Origin of the sequence: Mesorhizobium sp. M1E.F.Ca.ET.063.01.1.1, assembly GCF_003998155.1 — a bacterium.
Lineage (GTDB): Bacteria > Pseudomonadota > Alphaproteobacteria > Rhizobiales > Rhizobiaceae > Mesorhizobium.
Map to the genome: position 1 here is coordinate 1 of NZ_RZSC01000219.1, position 8427 is coordinate 8427.

General features: G+C 65.3%; 6 protein-coding genes and 1 pseudogene. All 7 read right to left on the reverse strand.

The window, feature by feature from the left end; genetic code table 11:
* Positions 1–646: pseudogene (locus EOA29_RS17010) on the reverse strand (carbon monoxide dehydrogenase); the annotation flags it as partial.
* Positions 643–1524, reverse strand: a complete 882-nt coding sequence (locus EOA29_RS17015) for a MoxR family ATPase (RefSeq protein WP_127221175.1) — start codon at positions 1522–1524, stop codon at positions 643–645. The gene EOA29_RS17015 and the pseudogene EOA29_RS17010, both read right to left, overlap by 4 nt.
* A gap of 27 nt (positions 1525–1551) precedes the next feature.
* The gene (locus tag EOA29_RS17020; RefSeq protein ID WP_127221176.1) at positions 1552–3972 is read right to left on the reverse strand and encodes an aerobic carbon-monoxide dehydrogenase large subunit; all 2421 of its coding nucleotides are present in this window, start codon (positions 3970–3972) and stop codon (positions 1552–1554) included.
* Positions 3969–4478, reverse strand: a complete 510-nt coding sequence (locus EOA29_RS17025; RefSeq protein ID WP_126095015.1) for a (2Fe-2S)-binding protein — start codon at positions 4476–4478, stop codon at positions 3969–3971. The genes EOA29_RS17020 and EOA29_RS17025 overlap by 4 nt, the downstream gene beginning before the upstream one ends.
* Before the next feature lie 10 nt (positions 4479–4488).
* Positions 4489–5352, reverse strand: a complete 864-nt coding sequence (locus EOA29_RS17030; RefSeq protein ID WP_127221177.1) for a xanthine dehydrogenase family protein subunit M — start codon at positions 5350–5352, stop codon at positions 4489–4491.
* 172 nt (positions 5353–5524) lie between these two features.
* Positions 5525–6757, reverse strand: coding sequence for an MHYT domain-containing protein (locus EOA29_RS17035; protein ID WP_127221178.1), 1233 nt, complete (start codon positions 6755–6757; stop codon positions 5525–5527).
* Between the two features lie 182 nt (positions 6758–6939).
* Positions 6940–8367, reverse strand: a complete 1428-nt coding sequence (locus EOA29_RS17040) for a PLP-dependent aminotransferase family protein (RefSeq protein WP_126095017.1) — start codon at positions 8365–8367, stop codon at positions 6940–6942.
* Between the last annotated feature and the right edge of the window lie 60 nt (positions 8368–8427).

Consider the following 8427-nt stretch of genomic DNA (forward strand, 5'->3'; position numbering starts at 1 on the left):
GTGCGCCACCATGGCTGATGTTGCGGTGGATGGTTCGCCTGATATCGAGCCTGTAGCCGCGGCGGCGGGCGAGATCGCGCCGGGTAATCCGCGCGCGCATGGCGCGCGCAAGCCGTGCTGCGATCGCATGGGCCTCGGCAATTTCGGCGGGATCGGCGAGCTTGCGGAAATCGGTGCTGGCCACCCTCTCGGCGCGCGTCGCGCTCTCGGCGCGCCCCTCGCCAGAACTTTCGCGCTCTTCAGGCAGATCGCCCGAGGGAATCTGATCGAGCATGTCGCCCCTGCCATTCCGGTCGGATGCCTCTTGCGGCGATCCGATGGAAGGATTGTTGGAGTTGGCCGGCGATCCGGCGGCAGCGACGCGGGAGCGCGCGCCCTTGCGCAGCCAGAAGGCGTCGAAGATGCCATCGAACTTGTCCCAGTCGGCCTTGCGCGCCGAAAACAGATGCTTGAAAGCCGATCGCAGCAGGCCGGAGCTCTTGCCGTAGCCCGCCGCCAGCAATCTGGCGGCGTCCTGGCCCTCCTGCAGGCCGACGCTGAACGAAGCCCCGCGCAAGGTCTTCAGGAAGGCGCCGAGCCGCTGCGACACCAGGCGCGAGACATCATCCAGTTCTTCCTGTGAGAGAGGGGCGCCGCAACAGCTCATGCCACTTTCCCCAGCAGCCGGTCGGTGACGGCACGAGCCATGCGCGCGGAATCCTCGCGCGTCTTGAGCAGGCACATCAGCGTTTCGTGCACGATCTCCGGCCGGTCGTGCAAGTTTTCGACTTCGAGGCCGACAAGCGCTGCCGCCCAATCGAGCGTTTCGGCGACGCCCGGCACCTTGCGCAGGTCCTCCTTGCGGATGGCCTCGACCATGCGCGCGATCTGCAGCGAGAGCGTCGCGCCGGCGCGCGGGATGCGCGCCATGATGATGCGCGCCTCGCGCTCGACATCCGGATAGTCGAGATAGTGGTAGAGACAGCGGCGGCGCAGCGCGTCGGACAGCTCGCGCGTGCCGTTCGACGTCAAAAGCACATGCGGTATGGCCTCAGCCTTCACCGTGCCGAGTTCGGGAATCGAAACCTGCCAGTCGGAGAGCAGCTCGAGGAGAAAAGCCTCGAACTCTTCATCGGCGCGATCGATCTCGTCGATCAGCAGCACTGGAGGCGTCCGGCGGCGGATCGCCGCCAACAGCGGGCGCTCTAGGAGATAGCGTTCGGAGAAGACCTCGTCCTCGATCCTGTCCGGATCGCTGCTGCCCTTGTGCGCCTCGATGGCCAGCAGCTGCCGCTGGTAGTTCCATTCATAGAGCGCGGCCGACTGGTCGAGGCCCTCGTAGCATTGCAGGCGGATGAGTTCGGTGCCGTGGACCGAGGCAAGAGCCTTGGCGACCTCCGTCTTGCCGACGCCCGCCTCACCCTCGATCAGCAGCGGACGCTGCAGCATCCACTGGATCGCGAGCGCGCTGGCAAGCTCTGCATCGGCGATATAGCCAGCCTCGGCAAGGCGGCCGGCAACCGCGTCGCGGGAGAACGAGCCCATGGACCGACGCTCCTTCACCGTCCCTTCCTAACCCACCGCCCCCAGGTCCTTTGCGGCCTTCCAGTTGCGCCAGTAGTCGTGGGGCATCTGGATGTGCGTGGAGCCAAGGAAGGAGAAGGCGTCGTTGACGGCATTGGAGAAGCAGGGCACGCCGCCGACATTCGGGCTTTCGCCGACACCCTTGGCGCCGATCGGATGGTGCGGCGAAGGCGTCACCGTGTAGTCGGTCTCCCACTTCGGCGTCTCGACCGCGGTCGGGATGAAGAAGTCCATGAACGAGCCGGTGGTGACGTTGCCGCTCTCGTCGTAATGGATCTCCTGGCCCATCGCGATGGCGAATGCTTCCGTCAGCCCGCCATGCACCTGGCCCTCGATGATCATCGGGTTGATGCGCGTGCCGCAATCGTCGAGCGCGTAGAAGCGGCGGACCTTGTAGACGCCCGTGTCGACGTCGATGTCCATCACGCAAATGTAGGCGCCGAACGGATAGGTCATGTTGGGCGGATCGTAGTAGCTCACCGCTTCCAGCCCCGGCTCCATGCCGGGCGGCGGCGAGTTGTAGGCGATCCAGCAGATATCCTTCATGCCGAGGAATTTCTCCGGCAGGCCCTTCACGCGGAAGCCGTCGATGTCCCATTCGAGGTCGTCCTCATGGACCTCGAGCTTGTAGGCGGCAATCATCTGCGCCTTGGCCTTGATCTTGCGCGCGGCCATGGCGATCGCCGCACCCGCCACCGGCGTCGAGCGCGAGCCATAGGTGCCCAGCCCATAGGGAGCGGTGTCGGTGTTGCCTTCTTCGACCATGATGTTGTCGGCCGGGATGCCGATCTCGGTCGCGATGATCTGCGCCCAAGTCGTCTCGTGGCCCTGCCCTTGCGACTTCGTGCCCATGCGCGCGATGCCGGCGCCTGTCGGATGAAGGCGGATTTCGCAGGAATCGAACATGGCGATGCCGAGGATGTCGCAGTTCTTCGACGGACCGGCGCCGACGATCTCGGTGAAGAAGGACACGCCGATGCCCATGATCTCGCGCGTTTCGCCGCGCTTGAAGGCTTCACGCTTTGCCGCCTGCTCCGAGCGCAGCTCGGCATACTGGACGCTCTCCATCGCCTTGCGCATGGCGGTGTGATAGTCGCCGGAGTCGTACTCCCAGCCGAGCGCGGAGTGGTACGGGAACTGCTCGGGCTTGACGAAATTCTTCAGCCTGAGCTCCGCGGGATCCATGCCGAGCTTCTGCGCCAGTATGTCCATGGCCCGCTCGATGCAGTAGGCGGCTTCCGTCACCCGGAACGAGCAGCGATAGGCGACGCCACCCGGCGCCTTGTTGGTGTAGATGCCGTCCACCGCAAGGTGGGCGACGGGGAAGTCGTAGGATCCGGTGACGATGTTGAAGAAGCCGGCCGGCCATTTCGACGGATCGGCGCAGGCATCGAACGCGCCGTGGTCGGCGAGCACATGGACGCGCAAGCCGGTGACCTTGCCGTCCCTGGTCGCGGCGATCTCGGTCGTCATGTGGTAGTCGCGCGCAAAGGATGTGGCGGTGAGATTCTCGATGCGGTCCTCGACCCACTTCACCGGCTTGCCGGTGACGATCGAGGCGACCGCAGCGCAGATATAGCCGGGATAGGCGCCGACCTTGTTGCCGAAGCCGCCGCCGATGTCGGGCGCGATCACGTGGATCTTCTGCTCCGGCAGCTTGGCGATCAGCGACACGACGGTGCGGATCACGTGCGGCGCCTGGAACGTGCCCCAGATGGTCAGCTCGCCCTTCACCTTGTCGAAGGAGCAGACGCACTGGCAGGTCTCCAGCGGCGACGGATGCGTGCGGTGATAGGAGATCACCTCCTTGATCGTCACCTCCGCCTTGTTGAAGGCGGCATCCGTCAGTTCCCGATCGCCGACCGTCCATTCGAAAATGTGGTTGTGATGCTTGCGCGGTCCATGCGCGCCGTCCTTCTTGTCCTTGATGTCCTCGCGCAGCAGCGGCGCATCCGGATCGAGCGCCTTGAATGGGTCGACGAGCACGGGCAGCGGCTCATATTCGACCTCGACCGCCGCGACGCCGTCGTCGGCGGCATAGCGGTCGATGGCGACCACGAAGGCGACCTCCTGGTTCTGGAACAGCACCTTGCCGTCGGCCAGCACCATCTGCACGTCGCCGGCAAGCGTCGGCATCCAGGCGAGGTTCACCGTCTTCAGCGTCTCCGCGGTGATGACCGCCAGCACGCCCGGTACCTTGAGCGCCTTTTCCGGGTTGATCGACTTGACCCTTGCATGCGCGTGCGGCGAGCGCACGAAGTCGCCATGCAGCATACCGGGCAGCTTGACGTCGTCGACATAGTTGCCCTTGCCCTGCGTGAAGCGGATGTCCTCGACCCGCTTCCTCTTGCAGCCCATTCCTTCGAGTTTGGCCTCGCGCTCTTCGCGCGTGAGAGACATGTCGTTCATTCTGCGGCCTCCTTGAATTCGGTGCCATTCAACTTGGCGGCGGCGTATTGGATCGCCCTGACGATGTTCTGGTAACCGGTGCAGCGGCAGAGATTGCCGGCGATGCCGAAGCGGATTTCTTCCTCGGTCGGGTTCGGGTTCTCCTGCAGCAGGCGATGCGCGCGGGTGATCATGCCCGGCGTGCAGAAGCCGCATTGCAGCCCGTGCATCATGCGGAAGCCTTCCTGCAGCGCCGACAGCGTGCCGTCGGGGTTAGCCATACCCTCGATCGTGGTGATCTCGGCGCCTTCAGCCTGGACCGCGAAGACGGTGCAGCTCTTCACCGACATGCCGTTCATGTCGACCGTGCAGGCGCCGCAATGGGTCGTCTCACAGCCGATATGCGGACCGGTGAGTTGCAGGTTCTCGCGGATGAAATGGATGAGCAGCGTGCGCGGCTCGACCAATCCGTCGACCGCCTGGCCGTTCACCGTCATGCTGATCTGGATTTTCTTTGACTGAACCATCGATGCCTCCCTAGCGAGCGACGGCGGCGGCGCGCTTCAACGCCCGCTCGACCATGATGCCGCCGACATGCTTGCGGTATTCCGGCGGCCCGCGCCCGTCCCCGGCCGGGCTCATGATTGCCCTGGCCGCCTCGGCCGCCTTTTTGAGCGACGCGTCGTCGAGCGTCGCGCCGATGACGGCCTGAGCCGCGCCCTCCGCCAGCAGCGCCGTCTCGGCGAGATTGGTGAGGCCGATCGAGCAGGTCGCGACCTTGCCGCCAGCCATGGTCAGCACCACGGCAGCGGCTGCGGTCGCGTAGTCGCCGATCTTGCGCTTCAGCTTCTCGTAGGCGTAGCCATGGCCGGCCGGCGGCACGGGAATCGAGACCGAGGTGAGAATCTCGCTAGGCTCCAGGGCGGTAAAATAGGCGCCTTGATAGAACTCGCTCGCCGCGACCGAGCGGCTGCCGTCAGGCCCCTGCAGCGTATAGTCCGCACCAAGCGTCAACATCAGGGCCGGCATGTCGTTGCCGGGATCCCCGTTGGCGACATTGCCGCCGACGGTGCCACGGTAGCGCACCTGCGGGTCGGCGATCAGCAGGGCGGCCTCACGCAGGATCGGGAGAGCGGATGCGATCGTCTCGGACGCCAGCAGTTCATGCTGGGTGGTCATGGCGCCGATGACGATCCGGTCGCCATCGCGTGCGATCCGTTTCAAGACATCGATGCCGGCGAGGTCGACGAGATGGTCGGGCGTTGCGAGCCTGAGCTTCATCATCGGAATGAGACTGTGACCGCCGGCCAGCGCTCGCGCTTCGTCGCCCAGTTTGACGAGCAGCTTGACGGCGTCGGCGACCGAATCCGGCCGATGATAGGTGAATGGTCCCGGGATCATGTTTCCTCCTCTTGGCCCTTACCGCTCGGGATCCTTTTGGGATCGGGATCGAACTTGGGCTGTTTTGGGGGAAGGCTGCTGCGCGGCGCTGCCGGCTTCAAGGCAGGCCGGACGAATGGGTCACGAAAGGTCGGATTTCACACGAAGCGCGGCTTTTTCCGCACGAAATGCGTCAGGCCGACTGACCTTCCTTGGGCAGCGCCGTGCCCCGGGCATTTCGCTTGAGAAGGCCCAGCCGCGCCCTGAGCTCAGCGACGCGGGCGCGGCTTACCGGCACCAGATGCGGCGCCGGGCCGTCAAGCTCGACGACCGCGCCGTCACCCTCCTTGCGGATCAGGACGACATGCGGGACTGAGATGATGTGGCTGCGGTGAACACGCATGAAGCGTGACGGGTCGAGCTGGGATTCCGCTTCCGAGATCGACCACGGGCTCATGCGCTCGCGGGTTCCGTCGTGGACGAGCGCGTAGTGGGCGTCGGCGCGAATGCTACGAATCTCTTCGGCCTCGACGAAATGCGTGCCGTCGACGCCTTCGACGGGCAAGCGCGTTACCAGCGGCAGCGGCGGTCGCCCGAGGCCATGCAGCGGCAGCGGTCGCTTTGCTGGTGAGCCCAGCGCATCGTCATCGCCCGGCTGCTCCTGGCTGGTATCCATGGCATGAGGCTCACCCAGCCATTCGGGTGAGGTCGCGGTGGCGCGTTGCTGCGATTCCGGCACCAGGAAGAGCAGGAACCCGGCGACGACAAGGAAGGAGAGCAGCGATACGATCAACGCCAGGATCTGCGGCGAAGCAGTGAGACCATCCATGCCGTCACCTGCCGAGGGCATCAATTGCATGCCATACATGGCGGTGTAGTGCATCCCCGATACGGCAAAGCCGAAGGCAACGGCGCTGAGCGCGAGCCGCATGCCTCCTTGCCGGGCAAGGAGAATCCGCAGCCCTCCATAGGCGGTGCCGACGGCGATCAGCGTCGCGACCAGTATCATCCTATTGTCGTGATGGATGTGGAACGGACCGGCAAGCCCGTGGATGCCGACATAATGCATCGAGACGATCCCGGTGCCGAGCAGCAGCGCCGAGGCGATGATGCGGCTGCCGGAGGGCTCGCCGATGGAAACGAAGAACAGCGAGACGCCGACGACAAGCGCGCAGATCAGAAATGAAACGATGGTGGGCAGAACGAGATAGACGGTGCCTTCGGGCAATGGCGCGGCCAGCACGCCAATAAAGTGCATGGTCCAGATCCCGACAGCGAGGAAGAAGGCCGCGCCGGCCAGCAAAACGCGACGGCTCGCACCAGGCGTGCCGCGCACGCGGGCTGCCAACCCGAAACCTGTGTATCCTCCCAGGATCGCGATCACCACCGAGAGCGCGACCAGATAGGGGTTGTGCCCTGCAAACATGTCGGTACCGGCTGACGAGACATCCACCTATCCGCAGCTTCTCGCTGGCGAAGTTTACAGGCAGATGCGGCATTTGCAATGTGTGCCCTGGGCTTGCTGTTTTAGCAAAAGAGCCACATCGCTTAGCCCAGTCGCGTCCGATCGAAGAGATTACCGACAAGACATTCAGGGCTGCCGGCTCGTCAGCGGTGCTCGGCGAGTATGGCTGCCAGCACCGCGATGCCCCGCCGCAGCGCCTCCGTGTCGGGCCCGGCGTAACCCAGAATGAAGCCGGCCGTTCCCGGTCGCGGCCCGCTCGAGTCATAGAGCGGTGACACGGGATAGAGGCCGATTCCGGCGGCGCGTGCCGCCGCGATGATCGCCGGCTCGCGCTCGGCGGCGATGCCGTTCATCCAGGCAACGACATGCAGTCCGGTTTCTGCCCCTGCGACAGAAACGCTTGTCCCCAGATGATCGGTCAGCGCTTGCAGCAGGACCTGTCTGCGCTCGGTGTTTTTTCTGCGGATGCTGCGGACGTGGCGCTCATAGGCGCCGCGGGTCAACAGGTCCGCCAACGCGTCCTGTTCCAGCAGCGGAGCATGCCGGTCGGTCAGGCGCTTCGCCTCGCTGAACGCCCGGCGCAGGCTGGCGGGCACGACGAGATAGCCGAGCCTCAAAGTGGGCGAGAGTGTCTTGGAGAATGTGCCGGCATAGATGACCGAGTCAGCGTCCAGCGTCTGCAGCGGTGGGATTGGCGCGATGTCGTGGCGGTATTCGCCGTCATAATCGTCCTCGACAATGGTGGCGCCTGTCGCCTTGGCCCAGGCCAGGAGGGAACGCCGCCGTGTCGCCGAAAGCACGCCGCCGAGCGGGAACTGATGCGACGGCGTCACGTAAGCCAGGCGGGCCGGCGGCAGCGCATCCGTCCTCAGCCCGTCCGCGTCGACCGCAACCGGCACGGCAATGCCGCCCGCCGCCACAAAGGCATGGCGGGCGAGTACATAGCCCGGATTCTCGATCACGAACGGATCGCCTGGATCGAGCAGCAGCCGCGCGCACAGGTCGAGCCCTTGCTGCGAGCCGTTGACGATGATGATCCGGTCCGGCGTGCAACTGATGCCGCGGGCGCGCCAGAGATAGGCCTGAAGCGCGTTGCGCAGAGCGGAAGACCCCTGAGGGTCGCCATAGCGCAGCCGCGCGGCGCGCCGCAGAATGGCCTTGGTCGAGGCCCGGCGCCACGCCAGCACCGGGAAGTCCGCTCCGGACAGGTCGCCATAGCGGAAATCGGCGACCTTGGCCGGCTGCTGTTCCACCGGCGGCGGCAGGGCCAGCAGTCGGCGCGCGAATGCCGAGAGACTGCGGGGCTGAGCAGCCGTGATGGGCGCCTCCCCTGACGCCCTTTCCAGCCCTGGAGCAACGATCGCGCGTGCCCCTTGCCGGATGATCAGATAGCCTTCTGCGTCGAGCTGGTTATAGGCGGCCGTCACCGTGGTGCGCGACGCGCCCCATTCGGCGGCGAAGGCCCGCGTAGACGGCAGCCGGTCGCCGGACCGGTAGGCGCCGCTGTGGATCTGCGCCTTGATCGCCGCGATGATCCGGCGCGCGACGCCGTCCTGTTGCAACTGGACCACCAAAAACCTTCAAAACTGGATATTCCAGGCAAGCCAGCTTTCCGGCATCTTCACTTGCAA

Bases quoted from the DNA above. Each gene is read 5' to 3' on its own strand.
- EOA29_RS17015 (WP_127221175.1), bottom strand. From the start codon at position 1,524: ATGGGCTCGTTCTCCCGCGACGCGGTTGCCGGCCGCCTTGCCGAGGCT.
- EOA29_RS17020 (WP_127221176.1), bottom strand. From the start codon at position 3,972: ATGAACGACATGTCTCTCACGCGCGAAGAGCGCGAGGCCAAACTCGAA.
- EOA29_RS17025 (WP_126095015.1), bottom strand. From the start codon at position 4,478: ATGGTTCAGTCAAAGAAAATCCAGATCAGCATGACGGTGAACGGCCAG.
- EOA29_RS17030 (WP_127221177.1), bottom strand. From the start codon at position 5,352: ATGATCCCGGGACCATTCACCTATCATCGGCCGGATTCGGTCGCCGAC.
- EOA29_RS17035 (WP_127221178.1), bottom strand. From the start codon at position 6,757: ATGTTTGCAGGGCACAACCCCTATCTGGTCGCGCTCTCGGTGGTGATC.